This window comes from Kocuria sp. CPCC 205231, from assembly GCF_040980965.1.
Lineage (GTDB): Bacteria > Actinomycetota > Actinomycetes > Actinomycetales > Micrococcaceae > Kocuria > Kocuria rosea.
In genome coordinates this window covers 85710-105717 of the sequence record NZ_JAVKPP010000008.1, presented here as the reverse complement: position 1 = coordinate 105717, position 20008 = coordinate 85710, and the positions used below count along the sequence as shown (strand labels likewise).

General features: G+C 75.7%; 18 protein-coding genes. 3 read left to right on the top strand and 15 right to left on the bottom strand.

Features of this window, described 5'->3' with window-relative positions; genetic code table 11:
- Positions 1 to 33: 33 nt before the first annotated feature.
- The 15 genes from panC to dacB all read right to left on the bottom strand — a co-directional run bounded on the left by panC (position 34) and on the right by dacB (position 14461).
- Positions 34 to 921, bottom strand: a complete 888-nt coding sequence (gene panC, locus RF640_RS10390; protein ID WP_109222218.1) for a pantoate--beta-alanine ligase — start codon at positions 919 to 921, stop codon at positions 34 to 36.
- Complete coding sequence (locus RF640_RS10385) at positions 918 to 1874, bottom strand: Rossmann-like and DUF2520 domain-containing protein (protein ID WP_109222219.1); 957 nt, start codon at positions 1872 to 1874, stop codon at positions 918 to 920. The genes panC and RF640_RS10385 overlap by 4 nt, the downstream gene beginning before the upstream one ends.
- Positions 1871 to 3397, bottom strand: a complete 1527-nt coding sequence (locus tag RF640_RS10380) for a PH domain-containing protein (RefSeq protein ID WP_368827753.1) — start codon at positions 3395 to 3397, stop codon at positions 1871 to 1873. Before RF640_RS10380 ends, RF640_RS10385 begins: the two co-directional genes overlap by 4 nt.
- Positions 3394 to 3906 (bottom strand): PH domain-containing protein, encoded by a 513-nt coding sequence (locus RF640_RS10375; protein ID WP_031282261.1) that lies wholly within the window; start codon positions 3904 to 3906, stop codon positions 3394 to 3396. Before RF640_RS10375 ends, RF640_RS10380 begins: the two co-directional genes overlap by 4 nt.
- Before the next feature lie 10 nt (positions 3907 to 3916).
- Positions 3917 to 4486 (bottom strand): DUF3180 domain-containing protein, encoded by a 570-nt coding sequence (locus RF640_RS10370; protein ID WP_368827751.1) that lies wholly within the window; start codon positions 4484 to 4486, stop codon positions 3917 to 3919.
- A gap of 12 nt (positions 4487 to 4498) precedes the next feature.
- Positions 4499 to 5029, bottom strand: coding sequence for a 2-amino-4-hydroxy-6-hydroxymethyldihydropteridine diphosphokinase (gene folK, locus RF640_RS10365; protein ID WP_115162302.1), 531 nt, complete (start codon positions 5027 to 5029; stop codon positions 4499 to 4501).
- 1 nt (position 5030) lies between these two features.
- Complete coding sequence (folB, locus tag RF640_RS10360) at positions 5031 to 5492, bottom strand: dihydroneopterin aldolase (protein ID WP_017832034.1); 462 nt, start codon at positions 5490 to 5492, stop codon at positions 5031 to 5033.
- On the bottom strand, positions 5489 to 6433 hold the full coding sequence (gene folP / locus RF640_RS10355) for a dihydropteroate synthase (RefSeq protein ID WP_368827749.1): 945 nt from the start codon (positions 6431 to 6433) through the stop codon (positions 5489 to 5491). The genes folB and folP overlap by 4 nt, the downstream gene beginning before the upstream one ends.
- Positions 6434 to 6437: 4 nt before the next feature.
- Entirely contained in the window at positions 6438 to 7019 is a 582-nt protein-coding gene (folE, locus tag RF640_RS10350) for a GTP cyclohydrolase I FolE (protein ID WP_043738444.1), read from the bottom strand.
- Between the two features lie 186 nt (positions 7020 to 7205).
- Positions 7206 to 9326 (bottom strand): ATP-dependent zinc metalloprotease FtsH, encoded by a 2121-nt coding sequence (gene ftsH, locus RF640_RS10345; RefSeq protein ID WP_368827747.1) that lies wholly within the window; start codon positions 9324 to 9326, stop codon positions 7206 to 7208.
- Positions 9327 to 9520: 194 nt separating this feature from the next.
- Positions 9521 to 10072 carry a hypoxanthine phosphoribosyltransferase gene (gene hpt, locus RF640_RS10340; RefSeq protein ID WP_368827745.1) on the bottom strand — a complete coding sequence of 184 codons (552 nt, stop codon included), beginning with the start codon at positions 10070 to 10072 and terminating at the stop codon, positions 9521 to 9523.
- Positions 10062 to 11177 carry a tRNA lysidine(34) synthetase TilS gene (tilS, locus tag RF640_RS10335; RefSeq protein ID WP_368827743.1) on the bottom strand — a complete coding sequence of 372 codons (1116 nt, stop codon included), beginning with the start codon at positions 11175 to 11177 and terminating at the stop codon, positions 10062 to 10064. Before tilS ends, hpt begins: the two co-directional genes overlap by 11 nt.
- Complete coding sequence (locus RF640_RS10330; RefSeq protein WP_035926022.1) at positions 11174 to 11653, bottom strand: hypothetical protein; 480 nt, start codon at positions 11651 to 11653, stop codon at positions 11174 to 11176. Before RF640_RS10330 ends, tilS begins: the two co-directional genes overlap by 4 nt.
- Before the next feature lie 126 nt (positions 11654 to 11779).
- The gene (locus RF640_RS10325; RefSeq protein WP_176337922.1) at positions 11780 to 12961 is read right to left on the bottom strand and encodes a zinc-dependent metalloprotease; all 1182 of its coding nucleotides are present in this window, start codon (positions 12959 to 12961) and stop codon (positions 11780 to 11782) included.
- A 45-nt stretch (positions 12962 to 13006) separates the two neighbouring features.
- Complete coding sequence (gene dacB, locus RF640_RS10320; protein WP_368827740.1) at positions 13007 to 14461, bottom strand: D-alanyl-D-alanine carboxypeptidase/D-alanyl-D-alanine-endopeptidase; 1455 nt, start codon at positions 14459 to 14461, stop codon at positions 13007 to 13009.
- A 236-nt stretch (positions 14462 to 14697) separates the two neighbouring features.
- Here dacB and RF640_RS10315 point away from each other — a divergent pair, with 236 nt between their 5' ends.
- The 3 genes from RF640_RS10315 to RF640_RS10305 all read left to right on the top strand — a co-directional run bounded on the left by RF640_RS10315 (position 14698) and on the right by RF640_RS10305 (position 19970).
- A complete protein-coding gene (locus RF640_RS10315; RefSeq protein ID WP_017832043.1) occupies positions 14698 to 15225 on the top strand; it encodes an inorganic diphosphatase in 528 nt (175 codons plus the stop codon).
- Between the two features lie 456 nt (positions 15226 to 15681).
- Entirely contained in the window at positions 15682 to 19311 is a 3630-nt protein-coding gene (locus RF640_RS10310; RefSeq protein WP_368827738.1) for a TM0106 family RecB-like putative nuclease, read from the top strand.
- Complete coding sequence (locus RF640_RS10305; protein WP_126349843.1) at positions 19308 to 19970, top strand: hypothetical protein; 663 nt, start codon at positions 19308 to 19310, stop codon at positions 19968 to 19970. The genes RF640_RS10310 and RF640_RS10305 overlap by 4 nt, the downstream gene beginning before the upstream one ends.
- The last annotated feature ends 38 nt before the right edge of the window (positions 19971 to 20008 follow it).

Here is a 20008-nt window from a genome sequence, read left to right as displayed (position 1 = left end):
ATAACGGGGAGGGTCAAATCCCGGCCGGGGCCCTCACAGCACGAGGTTGTCGATCAGCCGGGTGCCGCCCACGTGGGCGGCCACGAGGGCAAGGGCGCCGGGCGCCGGCTCGACCGGCGCCAGGGTGCGGGGGTCGACGACGACGAGGTAGTCGAGCCGGACCCCGTCCTCGGCGTCGATCCGCCGCCGGGCGGCCTCGAGCTCCAGCTCCCCGGCGGCGAGCGCCCGCAGGGTGCGCGGGAGCACGAGCGCGGAGCGGCGCTGCGCGGCGTCGAGGTAGCGGTTGCGGGAGGACAGGGCCAGCCCGTCCTCGTCGCGCACGATGGGCACGGGCCGGACGGTGACGGGCAGGTCGAAGTCGGCGACCATCCGGCGCACGAGGAGCAGCTGCTGGGCGTCCTTCTCCCCGAAGTACGCCCGGAACGCGGCCGGCCCGGGCGGGGCGGTGATGTTGAGCAGCTTGTTGACCACGGTCAGGGCGCCGTCGAAGTGGCCGGGGCGGCTCGCGCCGTCGAGCACGGCGCCGAGCCGGCCGGAGGTGACGCGCACGAGGGGCTCCCCGTCCGGGTACATCTCCGCCGTCGACGGGGCGAAGACGAGATCGGCGCCGAACCGGCCGAGCAGCTCGACGTCGGCCTCGAGGGTGCGCGGATAGCGCTCGAAGTCCTCGTCGGGGCCGAACTGCAGCGGGTTCACGAAGACCGAGACCGCGACCACGGTGTTCTCCTGCCGGGCGAGGCACACCAGGTGGCCGTGCCCCTCGTGCAGGGCGCCCATGGTGGGCACGAGGCCCAGGGACGCCCGCTCACCGGGCGCCCCGTCCCGGGCCGCGCCGAGCCGGTCGGCCAGCGCGGCCCGGAACTCCTCGATGCCCCGGCAGACGCGGGGGACGCCGGTGGGGGCGCCGGTGGGGTCGCTCACAGGGTCTCCTCTCCGTCGGTGCCGCGGGTGCCGTCGGTGCCGTCGGTGTCCCGGGTGAGCTCGAGGGCGGCGAGCACGGCGTCGTAGCGCGGGCGGTCGAGCAGGCCGCGGTCCAGGGCGCGGCGGGCGGTGACGCGGGCGAGGTCCAGGTAGGCGAGCAGGACGTCGTCGCTCCCGTGGCCGTGGGCGTACTCGTCGAGGGCGTCCCGGTGGGCGGCCACGGTCCCGGCGTCGCCGCGGGCCACGGGTCCTGTGAGCGCGGACTCCCCCGCGGCCAGGGCGTTGTCCAAGGTCGCGCGCAGCAGGGGCCCCACCATCCGGTCGGGGCGCTCGACGCCGATGTCGCGGAGCACCTGCATGGACTGTCCGGCGACGGTCATCAGGTGGTTGGCGCCGTGGGCGAGGGCCGCGTGGTAGAGCGGGCGGTCGGCCTCCGCGACGACCACCGGCTCGGCGCCCATCTCGACCACCAGCGCCTGGGCGATGGGCAGCACCGGTCCCGGGGCCGTGATCCCGAACGAACAGTCGCTCAGCCGGGCAAGGTCCAGGCTCATGCCCGTGAAGGTCATGGCCGGGTGGATCGCGAGCGGGATCGCCCCGAGCCGGCGGGCCGGGTCCAGGACACGGGTGCCCCAGCGGCCCGCGGTGTGCACCACGAGCTGCCCGGCCTGCCACAGCCCGGCGTCGGCGAGGCCCTGCACGAGCCCGGGCAGCTCGTCGTCGGGCACGGCGAGCAGCACGAGCTCGGCGCGCTCGAGCACGGACGGGACCTCGAGGACGGGCACGCCGGGCAGGAGGGCCTCGGCCCGGTCCCGGCTGGCCTCGGAGACGGCGTTGACGCCGACGACGGCGTGGCCGGCGGCGCGCAGCGCGGCGCCCAGGACGGCGCCCACCTTCCCGGCGCTGACGACCCCGACCCCGAGGCGTCCCGGGCGGTCGGACGGGTGGCTCATGGTCTCTCCTGGCGGGGGGTGTGGGGGTGGCTCGGGCCGTCGGCCAGTCTACGGGCCCCGGCCGCGTGCACCGCCTGGGCCGCGGCGAGCGCCCGGGCGTCCCCGGCGTCGAGATGCGGGACCATGACGCTCACGGGCCCCGGCGTGGAGTGCAGCTGGACGTCGGCGAGCCCCAGGGCCCGCTCGAGCGGGCCCTGGCTCACGGCCACCGACTGGGTCTTCTCGTGCGGCAGCACGGCGGTGCGCCGGCTCAGCCGCCCGGACCGGACCGCGAGGACGTCCTCGGTCGCGGCGAAGCCCGTCCGGCGGTGCACGAGGGGGTCGAGCCACCGGGCCCGGCGCGGAGAGGTGGTGAACCGGCCCTGCGCGCCCAGGCCGTGCAGGCCCTCCCGCAGCAGCGCGGCGAGGTCACCGTCCCGGGCGCCGGGCAGCGCGAGGTGCAGGACCTGGTGCACCTGGGGCAGGGTGCCGACGGGCAGCAGGGTCGAGCGCATGGCGTCGCCCTCCCCCGCCGCGGGCCCGTAGCCGGCCACGTTGACCCGCACCCGGTACCAGCCGAAGGGCCGCCAGAGCAGCGGCTGGTCCACGCCCACCGCCTGGATCCGCCCCGCCGGGACGGTCTGGGAGCGGACGCTGAACAGGCCGTAGCGCACGCGCATGCCCTCGGGGACGCGCAGCAGCCGGAAGTGGTAGCCCTGCTCGACCCGGCGGTAGGAGACGGCCCCGAAGCTGATCAGCCCGGGCAGCCAGGCGGCGAGCATCGCCGGGGCGGCACGGGCGTCCACCAGCAGGGCGGCCGGTGCGGCGGCCAGCAGCACGGCCAGGGCGACCGACGAGCCCGAGGCGAGCACGGAGCCGATCAGCCGCGGCACCGGCACGCCGAGCACCGGGCGCTCCTGGTCCCCGGTGACCGCCCAGGGGGCCGGTCGCCGCACGGGCGCGCCGGGCGCCGCGCCGGGCGCCGGGGCGGCGGGGTCCTGGCCCGGGGCGGCCAGGCCGAGCCGGCCCAGCAGCTCCCCGCGCAGCACGCGCGCCTGGGGGTGGGTGAGGTAGGACAGGGACACCGCGGACTGCCCGGCGTCGGCCACCTCGAACTTCAGCTCCGCCAGCCCCAGCAGCCGGGGCAGGAACGGGCGGTGGATGTCGATGGCCTGCACCCGGTCCAGCCGCGCCTGGCGCTCCTGCCGGAAGAGCACCCCGGAGCGGATCCGCACGTGCTCCGGGGTCACCTGGTAGCGGGTGAACCACCAGGAGACCAGCACGGCCGCGGCGAACACGAGGAGCACGAACGCCACGAGCCCGGCCAGCACCCACCAGAAGACGGCGCCCATCCGGGCCGGGTCGAAGTCCTGGGGCGGCACGGCGTCCCCGCGGCCGAGGAAGGCGTTGAGGAAGTCGTCGAGGAGGATGTTGACGAAGGCGCCCGCGATCACGACCATCGCGAGCCACCCCTTGACCACCGGGGTCAGCGGGTGGACACGGTGCCACTGCGGGGCCGGCGCGGGGGCGGGGGCAGCGCTCACAGGCCCGCCAGGAGGGCCTCGCCGCGCGCGGTGAGCCGCTCGCGCAGCCGGGACGCCTCGGCGTGCTCCACCCCCGGGATCTCGGCGTGGCTGCCCACGGCGGCGGTGTGCAGCTTCACGGTGGCCAGGCCGAAGCTGCGCTGCAGCGGGGAGACCGACACGTCCACGTACTGCATCCGGCCGTAGGGGATCACCGTGACCCGCTGGTAGAGCAGGCCGCGCCGCACGAGCAGGTCCTCGCCGCGCTCGGCGTAGCCGATCGCCCGGACCCGCCGCGGGGCCAGGAGCACGGAGAGCAGCCCGGCCGCCAGGACGGCCGCGGGCGGCAGCAGCAGCAGGCCCAGGGGGGCGCCGGACCAGACGCCCGTGGCCGCCAGCACCGCCGGCCAGCCGAGGGCGGCGAGCCAGAAGAGGGTGCTGAGGAGGGTGGAGAGCACCACCACGGAGAGGTGCTTGGGCGAGACCCGGGTCCAGGCCAGGCCCTCGGGGTCGATCGCGGGGTTGCTCAGGGGCACCCGGTCACCGGGCGTCCCCGCCACGGGGCCGCCGACGGGCTCGTGGGCGGATCTCTCGGGCATAACCACCTTCTCCCTCGGGAAGCTCCTTCTGCCGCCCCCTACGGTACTCGGCGCCCTCCTCCGCGTCGGGATCGTCCGGCGGCAGCTTGCAGAAGCCCTCCACGATCCAGCCCACCACCACGAGCACGAGCCCGGCCCCGGCGTGCACCAGGCTGGCCCACAGCGGGCCCTGCTCGGAGCGCACGGAGACCAGCGCGAGCTGCTCGACGGCCACGGCGGCGTGCCAGCCGGTCAGCATCGCCCCCGCCCAGGCCGCCGCCTGCGCGCCGGCCGCGGTGCGGGCGGCCACGAGCGGGTCGAAACGCTCCGGGCGCGCTCCGTCCTGGTGCCGCTTGACCCGCACGCCCAGCACCAGCAGGGCCGCGGCCACGGCGGCGAGGGCCGCGAGCGAGGCCCACGGCAGGATCAGCAGCGGCCCGCCCGCGCCCGTGGACAGCCGGTTGGCGGTCCAGCCGACGGCGCCGGCGGCGGCGGCGCACATCAGCAGCGCCGGGACCGTGAGCACGTGCACGGCGGCTCCCCCTCAGTCCCCGTCCCCGCTGGGAGCGGGGTCCTCGGGCAGCAGGGGGATCGTGTCCGGCCCCAGTCCGCCGAGGTCCTCTGCCCGGCGGGCCAGCTCGGCGACGCTGCGCCCCTCGAGCGTCGCGCCGGGGTCCATGAGGGCCCAGGGCACGAGCACGAACGCGCGGGTGCCGGCGCGCAGGTGGGGCACGGTGAGGTCCGGCTCGTCCAGGCGCAGGTCCCCGTAGACCACGATGTCGACGTCGAGGGTGCGCGGGCCCCAGCGCTGCGTCCGGGTCCGGTGGTGGCGCTCCTCCACCTCCTGGCACGCCCGCAGCAGCCCGAAGGGGCTCAGCTCGGTCTCCACCTCGACGACCGCGTTCAGGTAGTCCCCCTGGCCGGCCGGTCCGCCGACCGGCCGGGAGCGCACGATGGGCGAGGCGCGGACCAGCGTGATCCGCGGGTGGGCGGCCAGCTCGAGGGCGGCGCCGCGGAGGGTGGCCTCCCGGTCGCCGAGGTTGGCGCCGAGGGCGAGGACGGCCCGGGTGCCCACCTCAGCGCTCCCGGTAGATCGTGACGGAGACGTCGGAGAACGTCACCTCGATGGGCGCCTTGGGCTTGTGCACGGTGACCTCCACCGCGTCGAGCGGGAAGCGGGCGAGCAGCCGCCGGGCGACCTGGTCGGCGAGGGTCTCGAGCAGGTTGACGCTGGGGCCGATGACGATGTCCCGCACCTCCTCGGCGACCTCGCCGTAGTGGGCGGTCAGGGCGACGTCGTCCGAGGCCCCCGCCGCGGCCAGGTCCAGGTACATGACGAGGTCCACGAAGAAGGGCTGGCCGCTGCGCTTCTCCTGGTCGAAGACGCCGTGGTAGCCCACCGCGCCGATGCCCAGGAGGTTGATCCGGTCCCGGCGGTCGGGGGCCCTGGTGGTGGACACCGGGACGTGCTGGCGGCCGGCCCGGTCCCCGGCGCGCATCCGGGCGGCGTCCGCGTCCTCGCGCGGCACGCGGTTCACCGGTCCGCTCCGGAGGACGCCGGCAGCACGCCGGCGTCGGCGGCGGGGCGCAGCAGGGCCGGCTCCACGCCGCGCCAGGCGTGCGCGGCGGCCACGGCGTCGGCGCTCGGGCGCACGGCGTGGACGCGCACGCACCACGCGCCCGCGTGGGCGGACAGCCCGCTGATCGCGGCCGTCGCCGCGTCCCGCCCGGCCGCGGGGCGCGGTGCGCCGTCCTGCTCGAGCAGGGTGCCGAGGAAGCGCTTGCGGGACGCCGCCACGAGCACCTTGTGGCCGGTGGCCGTGAAGCGCGGCAGCGCCCGGAGCAGCTCCCAGTTCTGCGCCCCGCGCTTGTCGAAGCCCAGCCCGGGGTCCAGGACCAGCTTCTCGGGGGCCAGGCCGGCGGCCAGGCAGCGCTCCGTCAGCGCCTCGAGCTCCCCGAGCACCTCCCCGGCCACGTCGTGGTAGACGGCCCGGGAGTCCTGCACGTCGGGCAGGCCGCGGGCGTGCATGAGGACGTAGGGGGCCTGCCGCTCGGCGACCAGGTCGATCATGTCCTGGCTCGCGCGCAGCCCCGAGACGTCGTTGACGATGTGCGCCCCGGCGTCCAGGACGGCCTCGGCGGTCCCGGCGTGGAGGGTGTCGACGCTGAGCACCGCGCCCGCGGCGGCGAGGGCCTCGACCACGGGCAGGATCCGGCGCCGCTCCTCGGCGGGGTCGATCCGCTCGGAGCCGGGCCGGGTGGACTCGCCCCCGACGTCGACGATGTCGGCGCCCTCGGCGAGCATGCGCAGCCCGTGCGCGATCGCGGCCTCGTGCCCGGCGTGCTCGCCGCCGTCGCTGAAGGAGTCGGGGGTGACGTTGAGGATGCCCATGACCAGCGTGCGCCCGGTGGGCAGGTTCTCGAAGGAGCCCCAGCCGGAGGGCCGGTGCGCGGGGTCGGTGCGGAGGGGGGTCGTCATGTGCTCAGCGCCCCAGGATGAGGCTCATCGCCTCGGCGCGGGTGGCGGGCTCGCGCAGCTGTCCGCGCACGGCCGAGGTGACGGTCTTGGCGCCCGGCTTGCGCACCCCGCGCATGGACATGCACAGGTGCTCGCACTCGACCACCACGATCACCCCGGCCGGCTGGAGGTGCTCCATGATCGCCTCCACCACCTGGGTGGTCAGCCGCTCCTGGACCTGGGGCCGGCGGGCGAAGAGGTCCACGAGGCGGGCGAGCTTGCTCAGGCCGGTGACCATCCCGTCGTGGCCGGGGATGTAGCCCACGTGGGCGTGCCCGTGGAACGGGACGAGGTGGTGCTCGCAGGTCGAGTAGAAGGGGATGTCCTTGACGAGGACCATCTCGGAGTGGCCGATGTCGAAGGTCGTCCCGAGGATCTCGGCGGGGTCCTGGTGCAGGCCCGCGAACATCTCCGCGTACGCCCGCGCCACGCGCCCCGGGGTGCCCTGCAGGCCGTCCCGGTCCGGGTCATCGCCGATCGCCAGCAGCAGCTCGCGCACGGCCGCCGCGACGCGCGGCTGGTCGACCGCCCCGGCGCCGGCCTCCAGCGCGGGGGCGGGGTCGGGGTACGGCGGGTCGAACGCCTCCGCGCGCAGGTCGTGCGCGCTCGTCTGCTTCGTGCGGGCCTCGTGGGGCAACGCGCCCTCCTTCGGGATCTGCCGGTGCGGCGGGGTCTGCCGGACGGGACGGGAGTCGGCGGACGCGACCGGCTGTCGCTCCATCCTAGGCCCGGCTCAGTCCGTGCCGGCCCCCGGGGCGCGCTCCGCGGAGGGTCCGGTGGTGCTCGAGGAGCCCGCCCCCTCCCCCGGGGGCACCGAGTGCCCGCGCTCCGGGACCTCGAGGGGGTGCTCCGGCTTCGCGGCGGCCGCCTGGTCCTGCGGGGCCAGGGTCGCGGGGTCCTGGGCGTGCAGCCGCCGGGCCTCCTCGCGCTCGGCCTGCGTGACCACGGGCGGGTCCTCGGAGAGCGGCCGGGTGTCCTTGGACAGCCACACGGGCCGCAGGTCCCGCTTGCGGATGTCGTGGAAGAGGTCCGCGATCTGCGCCTCGTTGAGCGTCTCCTTCTCGAGCAGCTCGAGGGCGAGCCGGTCGAGGACGGGACGGTTGTCCATGAGGATCGCGTGCGCCTCGTCGTGGGCCTGGTCCAGCAGGGCCCGCACCTCCTCGTCGACGATCGCGGCGGTGCGCTCGGAGTAATCCCGGCCCGAGCCGGCGGCGTCCCGGCCGAGGAACGGCTCGGAGCTGTCCCCGCCCAGCTTGATCGAGCCCACGCGGGCGCTCATGCCGTACTGGGTGACCATCTTGCGGGCCGTGTCGGTGGCCTTCTGGATGTCGTTGGACGCGCCGGTGGACGGGTCCCGGAACACGATCTCCTCCGCCGCGCGCCCGCCCATGGCGTAGGCCATCTGGTCGAGCAGCTCGTTGCGGGTGGTCGAGTACTTGTCGTCCATGGGCATGACCATGGTGTAGCCCAGGGCCCGGCCGCGGGGCAGGATGGTGATCTTCGTGACCGGGTCCGTGTTGCGCAGGGCCGCGGCCACGAGCGCGTGCCCGCCCTCGTGGTAGGCGGTGACCTTGCGCTCGAGCTCCTTCATGATCCGGCTGCGCTTCTGCGGACCGGCGATGACCCGGTCGATCGCCTCGTCCACGGCGCGGTCGTCGATGAGCTGGGCGTGGGAGCGGGCCGTCAGCAGCGCGGCCTCGTTCATCACGTTGGCGAGCTCGGCGCCCGTGAAGCCGGGGGTGCGCTTGGCCACGGCGGCGAGGTCCACGTTGTCCGCGAGCGGCTTGCCCTGCGAGTGCACCCGGAGGATCTGCAGGCGGCCCTTCATGTCGGGGGCCTCCACGCCGATCTGGCGGTCGAAGCGGCCCGGGCGCAGCAGCGCCGGGTCCAGGACGTCGGGGCGGTTGGTCGCGGCGATCAGGATGACGTTGGTGGTGGCGTCGAAGCCGTCCATCTCGACGAGCAGCTGGTTGAGGGTCTGCTCGCGCTCGTCGTTGCCGCCGCCCATGCCCGCGCCGCGCTGACGGCCCACGGCGTCGATCTCGTCCACGAAGATGATGGCCGGCGCGTTCTCCTTGGCCTGCTGGAACAGGTCGCGGACCCGGGAGGCGCCCACGCCCACGAACATCTCGACGAAGTCGGAGCCGGAGATCGAGAAGAAGGGCACGCCGGCCTCGCCGGCCACCGCCCGCGCGAGCAGGGTCTTGCCGGTGCCGGGAGGGCCATAGAGCAGCACGCCCTTGGGCACCTTCGCGCCGAGGGCGGTGAAGCGCTCCCGCTCCACCAGGAACTGCTTGATCTCGTCGAGCTCCTGCACGGCCTCGTCCGCGCCGGCGACGTCGGCGAAGGTCACCGTGGGGTTGTCCTTGTCGAACATCTTGGCCCGCGAGCGGCCGAAGCGCATGACCTGGGACCCGCCCCCCTGCATCCGGGAGAACACGAACCAGAAGATGGCGAGGATGATCAGGAACGGCAGCATGAAGCCGAGGAGGCTGGTGAACCAGTTCGACTCGACGGGCTGGTCCGTGAACCCCTGGAGGTCCGCCGCGTTCATCGCGTCGACGACCTCTTCCCCGCGCGGGGTGACGTAGTAGAACTCGACGCTGCGCCCGAGGTCGCGGCCGTCGAGGGAGAGGTCCTCCTCCAGCTGGAGCTCGACCTTCTGCTGGCCGTCGTAGATCTTCGCCTCGGCGACCTGGCCCTCGCGGAGCAGCTGCAGGCCGACGTTGGTGTCCACGCGCCCGGAGGAGCCCGTGGTGAGCGTGCCCACCAGGGGGAAGAGGATCAGAGCGGCCAGCAGGACCCAGAACCAGGGTCCTCTGAAGAAGTTGTTGGGTTTTTTCGCCGTGGCCAAGCCGCTGATCCTCCCGTGGATGGTTGTCCGGGCCCCCTCGAGCCCGTGCCCGCCCAGGGCCGGAGGTCCAGGGGACGCAGACCTACAATGTACAGCCCGGACTCGGGGTCGGGCCCCGGACGGGCCGGGAGTTCCCTGTCAGCGGACACCCGGCCCGGGAACCGCCGCGGCGCACGCCCGCCGGGGGCGCCGGCTCACTCGTAGACGTGCGGCGCCAGGGTCGCGATGCAGTCGAGGTTGCGGTACTTCTCGGCGTAGTCGAGCCCGTAGCCCACCACGAACTCGTTGGGGATGTCCCAGCCCACGTACTTGACGTCGATGGAGGTCTTCGCGGCCTCGGGCTTGCGCAGCAGGGCGCAGATCTCCACCGAGGCCGTGCCGCGGGACTCGAGGTTGGCGCGCAGCCAGGACAGGGTCAGGCCCGAGTCGATGATGTCCTCCACGATGAGCACGTCCCGCCCCGTGAGGTCCGTGTCCAGGTCCTTCAGGATGCGGACCACGCCCGAGGACTTGGTCCCGGAGCCGTAGGAGGACACGGCCATCCAGTCCATGGGGTACTGGCCCTGGAGCGCCCGGCACAGGTCGGCCATGACCATCACCGCACCCTTGAGCACGCCCACGAGCAGGACGTCCCGGCCCTGGTAGTCGGCGTCCACGGCGGCCGCCAGCTCGGCGATCCTCGTGTCGATGTCTTCCTTGCTGTACAGGACCTCGGTGAGATCCCCCTGGACGTCCTCAGCCTTCACGGCGCTCCTCGGGTGATGCGGATGCGGGTCGGGTGGCGCTCGCGGGCCGCGGGCGGACGAGCTCCAGGTGCCCCGGGCCACGGGTGCCCGCCGTCGGGCGGCGGCGCCACACCGACACCTTACCCGCCATCTGCACGGGCCCCGCGGCCCCGTGCCCGGCGGCGAACTCGTCCAGCGCGCCGAGCCGCTCGTAGGCCGGGGTCTGTCCGCCGGCGGCGACCACGGCCGCCGACAGGGCGCGGCGGCGTAGCGCGGGGTGCGCGGCCCGCACCGTGGCGAGGTCGAGGGCCAGGGAGCCGGGCAGCTCCGGGGCGGCGGCGCGGGCGCGCTCGAGCAGCTCCCCCGCGGCGCCGTCGAGGTAGTCCGCGTCGGGGCCGAGGATCGCGGCGGACCGGGCCAGTGCACGGGCCAGACCGGGGCCGAGCTCGTCCTCCAGCAGCGGGAGCACGCGGTGGCGGACCCGGGAGCGCATCAGGGTGGTGTCCTGGTTCGTGGGGTCGTGCCAGGGCTCGAGCTGCTCGGCGGCGCAGATCTCCAGGGTCTGCGCGCGGGAGAGGTCGAGGAACGGGCGGAGGTAGGTGACGCCGTCGAGCTCGCGCACGGGGGGCATCCCGGCCAGCGAGCGGGTGCCGGAGCCGCGGGCGAGGCCCAGCAGGACGGACTCCGCCTGGTCGTCCAGGGTGTGCCCGAGCAGCACGGCGTCGGCGCCCGTGCGCCCCACGACCTCCGCGATGCCCGCGTAGCGGGCGGTGCGGGCCGCCATCTCGGGGCCGCCCGCGTCCCGGCGCACGGTCACGGCCGTGACGACGACGGGCGCCAGCCCGGTCTGCTCGAGCGTGCGGGCGGCGCGGGCCGCGACCGCCGCGGAGTCCTCCTGGAGGCCGTGGTCGACCACCACGGCGCCCACGCGCAGCGTGCCGCGCCGGGCGAAGTGGGCCGCGGCGGCGGCCAGCGCGAGGGAGTCGGGGCCGCCGCTGCAGGCCACCAGCACGAGCGGGGGCTCCGCGGAGGTCCGGGGGACGTGCTGCCGGACGGAGTCGAGCACACGGCGCCGCCCCGCGGCGACGTCCGGGGACAGTCGGCCGCGGCGGGCGAACTGGGTCACCGGCGGGCGTCCTCGCGGTCGCTCGCGGCCTGCTGGTTCTGCGACTCCCGCACGGCCAGGCGCACGACCTTGGCGAGGGTCGGGGCGGTCTCGCCGAGCAGGTCCAGGGCGGCCTCGAGCTCCTGCCGCGGGACCACGTGGGCGAGGGCCGCCACGGCGTTGGTCTCGCTGTGGATGCCGGCCTGGATCTGCGTGGTCGACAGCACGGGCTGCGAGGCCTCGACCGCGGCGAGGACCTCCTCGATGTCCGGGGTGCCGATGCGCTGCTCCAGCATCACCAGGCGCTCGTAGACCGCCGGGTTGCCGATCTTGATCCGGCGGCCGCTGTTGAGCTGCGACAGCATGGGGGCGGAGAGGCCGAGGACCTCGGCCAGTCGCCGCTGCGTGATGCCGTAGGCCTGGACGACCGTGCCGAAGCGCTCCGACAGGGGCTGGCCGTACAGCTTGACCTGCTGTTCGATATTCTCTGTGCTCACGTAAAGATTTTGTCACACAAAGGTGATCCGACCTACCGCGTGTCGCGCCGTGACCGAGGTCTCCGAGGCGGGACGCCCCACCCCTAATGTGTATGAATCTGCATGTCAAACGGGGGTGCGTGGTGTCTACCACATTCCCGGCGGCTCCGGGGCGGGGAGGGGCCGGCGCGGCGGTGCGCCCGGGCCCAGCACGCGCTCGATCCAGCGCTCCGGGGCGTGGATCTCGGCCTCCGTGGGCAGGTGCTCCGGGGCCTCCCAGATCCGGTTGAACGACTCCAGCCCCACGGTCCCCACCACGGTCGTGACGAACCGCTGGCCGTCGCTGTACTGGCGCATCTTCGCGTCCATCCCGAGCAGGCGCCGGACGAAGCGGTCGAGGCTGCCCTGGAGCTCGGAGCGCCGCTCGAAGCGCCGCCGGATCGTCTTCACGGAGGGCACCACGGAGGCGTCCACCCCGTCCATCACGAAGTTCGCGTGCCCCTCGAGCAGGCTCATCACGGCGGTGAGGTGGGAGAGCACCTCCCGCTCCCGCCGCCCCATGAGCAGGCCCACCACGCCGAGGGAGGCCCGGGGCTCCTCCGCCCCCGCGCCGCGCCCGGGCAGGGCGCGGACCGCCTCCGTGAGCCGCGCCCCGAGGGTCTCGGCGTGCCCCATGAGGGAGTCGGCGAGCTCGTTGATCTGCTCGATCATGTGCTCGCGCAGCCACGGGGCCGCGGCGAACTGGACGCGGTGGGTCTGCTCGTGCAGGCAGACCCACAGCCGGAAGTCCTCCGGCTCGACGTTGAGCTCCCGCTCGACCGTGAGGATGTTGGGCGCGACGAGCATCAGCCGCCCGCCGGGGTGCCGCTGCGCGGCCACGGCGGAGACCAGCCCGGCGTACGGGTCGTACTGGCCCAGGACCTTCGCGGAGAGGAACCCGAGCACCGCCGCCATCTCCATGGCGGTGGCCGTGCCGCCGAGGGCGGTGGCGGCCGCGCCGAACTGCTCCGGGCGGCGCCGGCGCAGGGCCTCGACCGCCGGCTCCATGAGCACCTCGAAGGCCTGGGCGTTGGCCTTCGACCACCCGGCGCGGTCCACGACCAGCACGGTGGAGTCCCGCAGGTCCCGCGCCGCCTCGAGCCCGGTGATCCGGTGGACGTGGTCCACGGACGCCTCGGCGTGGCGGCGCATGGAGGCCACCGCCGCCTGCATGGCCCGGGCGGACATCCTCGGCCCCGGCGGCGTGAGCCGGGCGGCGGCTGAGGCCGCGAGGTCCCACCGGACGATCCCGGGCGCGTCCGTCTCCGGCGGTCGTTGTGCTGCGCTCATGGCCTCATGCAACCACACGCGCCTGGGAGCGCCCGGCGCGGGCCGTCACAGGAGGGCCAGGGCCGCCACCGCGCGGTCCACGGCGTCCCGGGCGGCGGCGGGGTCGGCGACCTCGTTGAGCACCACGGAGAACGTCAGCAGCCGCCCCCCGTCCGTGCTGACGTGCCCGCTGAGGGCGACCACGGAGTTCAGCGTGCCCGTCTTCGCCCGCGCCAGGCCTCGCCCGGGGCGCTCGGCGTCGTCGTCGAACCGGCCGGCGAGGGTCCCGCTGCCGCCGGCCACCGGGAGCGCCCGGGCGCCGGGGGTCAGCACCCCCGTGGGGTCGGTGACCATGGCCCGCACGACCTGCTCGAGCGCGCGGGCGGGGATGCGGTTGCGCAGGGACATCCCGGACGCGTCGGAGAGCACGGCGCCCGGCGCCGGGACGCCGTGCGCCTCGAGCGCCGCGGCCGCGGCGGCACGGCCGCCGGCGATGCTCGCGGGCCGGTCCGCGGCCCGGGCCGCGAGCCGCGAGAGGACCTCGGCGAGGTGGTTGTCGGAGTCCTGCAGCATGAGCTCGGCCTGCTCGGCGAGGGTCGCGGACTCGACGGCGGCCAGCTCGGCCGCACCCTCGGGCGCCCGGCCGGGCGCGACCGCGGGGACGGAGGGCGCCCCGCCCCCGGGCAGCCGGGCCGCGAGCTCGGCCGCGAAGACCTCGGCGACGTCCTGCGCCGCGTCCACGGGCCGCTCCGCCGACGGGCCCTCCCCCGCGGGCACGCGGTGGGACCAGAACGCCATGGGCGCCACCGGCCCGATCTGCCCCGCCGCGACGTCCCCCGAGACCCAGTCCTCGTTGACGTCCGGTCCGGCGAACAGGCTCGCGTCCCACCGCACGGCGGTGGGCCCGGCCGCCCCGCGCTCGGCGAGCGCCTCGGCCGTCTCCTGCGCCAGGGTCCGGATCCCGGCCCGGCCCAGCACGGCGTCCGGGTCGGAGCCGCCCGGGCTCAGCAGGGTGTCCCCGCCGGCCACCAGCACCACCGTGCCCGGCTCCGGCCCCTCGACCACCGTGGTGCGCAGGCGCCGGCCGGGATCGGCGTGGGTGAGCAGGGACAGCGCCGTGACGAGCTTCTGGTTGGAGGCCGGGACCAGGGGCGCGTCCGCGTCCCGCTCGAGCAGCGGCTCCCCGGTGAGGGCGTCGGCCACGAGGACGGAGCGCCGTCCGGCGGTGCCGGCGAGCACGGGCTCCACCGCCGCGGCCACCTCGGCGGCGCCGGGCACGGGGGCGGCCGGGTCGGGGGGAACGGCCCCGGCGGGGGCGGGCGCCTCCGCGGGGAGGACGCGGGCCGCCGGGAGGTCGTCCCCGCCCAGGCCCAGCGCGGGGGCCCAGTGGGGGTGCAGCCAGCCCGCCACGCCCACGCAGCCGGCGGCGAGCAGCGCCGTCAGGGCGCGGTGACCGGGGCCCGGACGGGCCCGCGGCCGCCGTCGCCCGGCGGGGGGACCGTGGCGTCGGGGACTGCTCATGCCCCCATTGTGGCCCGGTCCGCGGCGCCGCGGCGGCTCCGGCGCCGGCCCCGGAGCGGCGCCGCGGCGGGCCGGGCGCGGCCCCGTGGCGGGCCGGACGGTTACCGCCGCCCGCGGGGCCGCCGCTATCGTGGGTCTCGGATCTGCCCCACCCCGCCCAGGGTGGTGCGGCCGCGCTCGGCCGCTGTCAGCCCTTTCCGGCCCTTCCGGGCCCATCCAGCACGAGGAGAAGCACCATGGAGTTGGACGTCACCATCGAGATCCCCCGGGGATCGCGCGTCAAGTACGAGATCGACCACGAGACCGGCCGCCTCCGCCTGGACCGCGTCCTGTTCACGTCGATGCAGTACCCCGCGCACTACGGCTACTTCGAGGACAGCCTGGGCGAGGACGGCGACCCCCTGGACGCCCTCGTGCTCCTGGACTTCGAGATCGTCCCGGGCGTGCTCGTGGAGTCGCGCCCCATCGCCGTGTTCAACATGAACGACGAGGCCGGCGGGGACGCGAAGATCCTGTGCGTGTCCACGGACAAGCGCTACGACCACATCCAGGGTCTCGACGACATCGACGAGTACAAGCTCAAGGAGATCCAGCACTTCTTCGAGCGCTACAAGGACCTCGAGCCCAACAAGTGGGTCAAGGGCGAGGGCTGGGAGGGCCGGGAGACCGCCGAGCGCCTCGTCGAGGAGGCCCGCGAGCGCTTCGAGCAGTCCCACTACGACTCGGCCGCCGAGGCCGAGGAGAAGGCCCCGTCCACCGACTGAGCGGACGGGCACGCGCGGGGGCCGGGGACCGGAGGGTCCCCGGCCCCCGCGCGTCCGGGGCCCCGGGCCCGACCCGGGTCGGCGCGTGACGTGCGCCCTACAGGGATTCCATGAATTTCGTTATATTGGGATCGGCCGGCTCAGCCGGCCCGACGGCCCCAGGATGCATCCCCCCATCGGCATCCGGGCCGCCGACCGGGATCGAGGTCGCCGGAGCGCACCCGCGAGGTGCCCGGTGGCGGCGGGGGTCCCCCCACCCGCGCCGCATCCCATCGATCTCTCCCGGTCCATCCCGGCGGGCCGGTCACCGGCCCCCGGGAGTCGGCCGGCAGGTCCGAGGACCTGCCGGCCGATCCCCGTCCTGCGCTGCCGGTCCCGCCCTCCTTGTGACGTCCGGTCCCTGTGGTTCGATGGACGCGGACCCGGGACGGACCCGGCGCCGTCGGAAGGATGCGCATGTTCCTGCTGGGCCCCGAGGCGGACCTCGTCTTCTCCGCGAGCGACCTGGTGCGCGCGGCCGAGTGCCCCTACGCGAGCCTGTGCGTCCTGGACGAGAAGCTGGGGCGGGCGCCGCGCCGGGCCCCGGAGCGGGACGCGATGCTCGCCCGCACGGCCGAGCTGGGCGACGCCCACGAGCACCGGGTCCTGGCCGCGCACCTGGCGGCGTTCGGCCCGTGGGACGCGGCGACCGGACGGGGGGTGCACGAGGTCGAGCCGGCCCGGCGGATGGACCGGGACGAGCTGACCGCCAAGCACGCCGAGTCCCTGGACGCCCTGCGCGCGGGCGCCGACGTGGTCTTCCAGGCCTCCTTCTTCGACGGTGCCTTCCACGGCCGCGCCGACTTCCTCGTCCGCCGCCCGGACGGCGCGTACGCGGTGCACGACACCAAGCTCGCCCGGCACGCCAAGGTCACCGCCCTGCTCCAGCTCGCCGCCTACGCCGACCAGCTCGAGCGGGCCGGGGTGGACGTGGCCCCCGAGGTCACCCTGGTCCTCGGCGACCAGCGGGAGGCGGTCTTCCCCGTCTCCGAGCACCTGGCGGTCTACCGCGAGCGCCGGGAGCGGTTCGTCGCGGCCGCCGCCGCGCACCGGGCGCGGACCGGGCCCGTGGACTGGCAGGACGACGACGTCGCCCGCTGCGGCCGGTGCGAGCACTGCGCCCGGGCCGTCGCCGAGCACCGGGACCTGCTGCTGACGGCGGGGCTGTCCGTGCGGGTGCGCCGCACGCTGCGCGACCGGCACGGCGTGCGCACCGTCGACGAGCTCGCGCTGCTGGAGGACCGGCGGCTCCCCGCCGCGCTGCGGCGGCTGCGGGACCAGGCTGCCATGCAGACCGGCCGGGGCGGGGAGGACGGCTCGGTCGAGTACCGGAAGGACGGGGGGACCCGCCGGGTCGCCTACCGGGTCACCGCCACGGACCCCGTGCGGCGGCTGCCCGCCCCGGACGCCGGGGACGTGTTCTTCGACTTCGAGGGCGACCCGCTGTGGCAGGACCCGGGGGACCCGACGTCCTGGGGGCTCGAGTACCTGTTCGGCGTCGTGGAGCAGCCCCCGGAGCCCGGCGCCGCCCCCGTCTTCCGGCCGTTCTGGGCGCACTCCCGGGCCCAGGAGCGGGACGCGCTCCGGGCGTTCCTCGACTACGTGGCCGAACGGCGCCGGCGCTTCCCCGGCATGCACGTCTACCACTACGCCAACTACGAGAAGGCGGCCCTGCGCCGGCTCTCGCTCGTGCACGCGGTGGGCGAGGACGCCGTGGACGAGCTGCTGCGCGAGAACGTGCTGGTGGACCTCTACGACACGGTGCGGGGAAGCCTGCGGCTGTCGGAGAGCTCGTACTCCATCAAGAAGCTGGAGCCGCTCTACATGGGCGAGCACCTGCGCACCGGGGACGTCGTGGACGCCGGTGCGTCGGTGGTCGCCTACGCCGACTGGTGCACGGCCCGGGCGGCCGGGCGGGAGGAGGACGCGGCGCGGCTGCTGGCCGGGATCGCCGACTACAACGCCTACGACTGCCTCTCGACCCTGCGGCTGCGGGACTGGCTGCTGGGCCTCGCCGGGATCTCCCCGGACCCGGCGGACCACCCGCCGCGCCCCGCCCAGGAGCGGCTCGAGCTGCCCGAGGAGCTGCCGGACGCCGGGATGACCGGTGCCGAGCAGCGCCTGCACGAGCACCTGGACGACCCGTCCGCGCGGGACGTCCTGACCGAGGAGCAGCGCACGGCCGTCGCGATGGTCGCCTCCGCCACCGGCTACCACCGGCGCGAGCGCAAGCAGTACTGGTGGTCCCACTTCGACCGCCTCGAGGGCCCCGTGGAGGACTGGGAGGACACCCGCGACGTGTTCGTGGTCCGGCGCGCGGAGGTCCTGGAGGACTGGGCGAAGGACCCGGGCAAGCGCAGCAGCGCCGCACCCACCCGGCTCCTGCGCCTCGCGGGCCGGTTCGGCGAGGGCTCCACCCCCAGACCCGGCACCGCCGGGCTGTTCCTGATGTACGGGGCCCCCGTGCCCGCGCACCTGGCCGAGGACGCCGCCCCGCGCGGCAGCGGCCGCGCCGGGGACTGGACCGCCGCCCTCGAGCACGTCGAGGAGCACGAGGACGGCACGGCGGTGCTCACCGTGCGCGAACGGCTGAAGAAGCCGCGGGACGCCCCGGCTCCCGAGCCCTGGGCGGAGCTGCCGATCGCACTGGGCCCGGCCCAGCCGATCGCCACCCGCTCCCTCGAGGAGTCCCTGCAGACCCTCGCCGCCCGCACGGCCGACGCCCTGCCGGAGCTCCCGCGGCAGCCCGGCCTCGAGCTGCTGCAGCGCCGGGCGCCGCGGCCCGCGGACGGCAGCCCCCTGCCCCGCCCGCACGACGGCCCCGACGGCACGATCGACGCCGTGGTGCGTGCCCTGCGCTCGCTCGACCGCAGCTTCCTCGCCGTCCAGGGGCCCCCGGGCAGCGGCAAGACGTTCCTCGGCTCCCACGTGATCGGCCGGCTCGTGGAGGCCGGCTGGCGGATCGGCGTGGTGGCGCAGTCCCACGCCGTCGTCGAGAACCTCCTCACCGGGGTGCTCGAGAAGGGCGGGGTCGCCCCCGAGCGCGTCGGCAAGAAGCCGCCCTCGGGCCGGCCCGCGGACCGGGAGACGCCGTGGCGCGACGTCCCGGGGAAGGACTTCGCCGCGTTCCTGGCGGACGGCGGCGCCGTGGTGGGCGGCACCGCGTGGGACTTCTCCAACGCCAAGCACCTCGAGGACGAGGCCCTGGACCTGCTCGTGGTCGACGAGGCCGGGCAGTACTCGCTGGCCAACACCCTGGCCGTGTCCCGGGCCGCGCGGCGCCTGCTGCTGCTGGGCGACCCGCAGCAGCTGCCGCAGGTCTCGCAGGGCACCCACCCCCTGCCCGTGGACGAGTCGGCGCTGGGCTGGCTCTCCCACGGCTCGCCCACCCTGCCCGCCGAGCACGGCTACTTCCTGGACCGCACGTGGCGGATGCACCCGGCCCTGTGCGAACCGGTCTCCGAGCTCTCCTACGCCGGGCGGCTCGGGTCCGCCCCGGCCGCGGGCCGCCGAGAGCTCACCGGCGTGGCCCCGGGCCTGCGCACCTGCTACGTCGAGCACACCGGCAACCGCACGGCCTCCCCCGAGGAGGCCCGGCGCGTCGTGGAGCTGGTGCACGAGTTCGCCGGGACGCCGTGGCGCTCCGGTCCGGGGGCACCCCCCGTGCCGCTGGCGCCCGAGGACGTGCTCGTGGTGGCCGCGTACAACGCCCAGGTCGATTTGATCGGCCGGGAGCTCGCCGCCGCGGGCCTGCGGGACGAGGACGGCGGCGGGGTCCGGGTGGGCACCGTCGACCGGTTCCAGGGCCAGGAGGCCCCCGTCGTGATCGTGTCGATGGCCGCCTCCGCGGCCGACGGCCCCCGCGGGATGGAGTTCCTGCTCTCCCCCAACCGGCTCAACGTGGCGGTCTCCCGGGGGCAGTGGTGCGCCGTGGTGGTGCGCTCCCCCGCCCTGACGGACTACCTGCCCGCCACCCCGGAGGCGCTGCAGGTGCTCGGCCGCTTCACGCGGCTGTGCCGCCGCGGACGGCCCGCGGGGCTGCCGTGAGCACCGAGCGCGTGCCCTACGTCCTGCACTTCGAGTCCAGGACGGTGGTGCTCGGCGAGCCGGCCCACCTGGAGGAGCTGGACGCCCTGCTGCGGCGCGCCGACGTCCGGACCCGCCCCACCTACTGGCACGGCATGCACCAGGACGATCCCGGGGCGGCGCTCAACAGCGTGGGCACCGACCTCACCGCGGAGCAGTTCTGGGACCGCGTGGACGCCGGGGCGTTCGCCGCCGCCCGGTGGCCCGTGGACCTCGACGGCCCGCTCTACCTCCCGGCGCCGCCCGCGTGGCTGCAGCAGGCCCGGGCGTGGGAGTACGACCCCCTGGCGCCGGCCCTGGGCGCGGCGGCACCGGGCGGGTGGCTGCGGGTCCCGGGCTGGGCCGGGACCGAGAACAATGACGCCGGGGCGGCCGTGGGACTGCTCCAGCTGACCGACCCGGACTCCTTCTGGGTGCTCGGCTCCGACGCCGACCTGGCGGAGGTCGCCGCCACGGCCAAGGAGCTGGCCTCGTTCCGGCAGGGCTTCGACCGGCTCACCGCCTACTTCGGCCCCGACGACCGCATCGGCTGCCTGCGCCTGCCCGTGGTGTGCCGGGAGCCCCTCGAGGACGAGCTCATCGTGCAGGGGGTCGACATCGAGCCGCGGTTCTGGGAGTGAGTCCCCGCCGCGCCCCCGCTCCCCCGCGGCCCCCGTGC

What these genes read in the sequence shown, in the direction of transcription:
- RF640_RS10385 (WP_109222219.1), bottom strand. Translation starts at nt 1,874, where the DNA reads ATGAGCCACCCGTCCGACCGCCCGGGACGCCTCGGGGTCGGGGTCGTC.
- folP (WP_368827749.1), bottom strand. Translation starts at nt 6,433, where the DNA reads ATGACGACCCCCCTCCGCACCGACCCCGCGCACCGGCCCTCCGGCTGG.
- RF640_RS10325 (WP_176337922.1), bottom strand. Translation starts at nt 12,961, where the DNA reads ATGAGCGCAGCACAACGACCGCCGGAGACGGACGCGCCCGGGATCGTC.
- dacB (WP_368827740.1), bottom strand. Translation starts at nt 14,461, where the DNA reads ATGAGCAGTCCCCGACGCCACGGTCCCCCCGCCGGGCGACGGCGGCCG.
- RF640_RS10315 (WP_017832043.1), top strand. Translation starts at nt 14,698, where the DNA reads ATGGAGTTGGACGTCACCATCGAGATCCCCCGGGGATCGCGCGTCAAG.
- RF640_RS10310 (WP_368827738.1), top strand. Translation starts at nt 15,682, where the DNA reads ATGTTCCTGCTGGGCCCCGAGGCGGACCTCGTCTTCTCCGCGAGCGAC.